This window comes from Bacillus cereus group sp. BfR-BA-01430, assembly GCF_022663115.1.
Lineage (GTDB): Bacteria > Bacillota > Bacilli > Bacillales > Bacillaceae_G > Bacillus_A > Bacillus_A cereus_BD.
This window is the reverse complement of record NZ_JAKUEW010000078.1, coordinates 1-353: the sequence shown is the minus strand read 5'-3', so window position 1 is coordinate 353 and position 353 is coordinate 1. Positions and strand designations below refer to the sequence as shown.

The window sequence follows — 353 nt, the reverse complement described above, 5'->3', positions numbered from 1 at the left end:
ATCATTCAAAAAGGTTTCGTGTTTTTCAGATATAATTTCAACGCCTTTTTCATTCGCTGAAATCTTTCTTTCTAATTCTGTTACTTTTTTGTTATATTGTTCAGTTGCTACTTTGTCAGCCAACTCTTCCATGATTTTATCTTTATCTACAAAGTCATTTGGGTTTTCTAAAAAGCTGGAAGGTATCGTTCCGACTTGTAGCATTGGTTGAGCCATCCACAATGTTCCGTTTCGTCTTATTTGATAACGAAATATTGCTTTTGCTGTACCAGAAGGGGCAGTTGCGCTTTTATAAACTCTCAGCCATTGGTCTTTTGTTAATTTTAATTCTTCGGAAACTTGTTTAATTACAC

General features: G+C 34.3%; 1 protein-coding gene. It reads right to left on the bottom strand.

What is annotated here, in order from left to right:
• The coding region (locus tag MR058_RS23025) for a hypothetical protein (RefSeq protein WP_242145946.1) at positions 1–353 on the bottom strand (353 nt) is incomplete at both ends.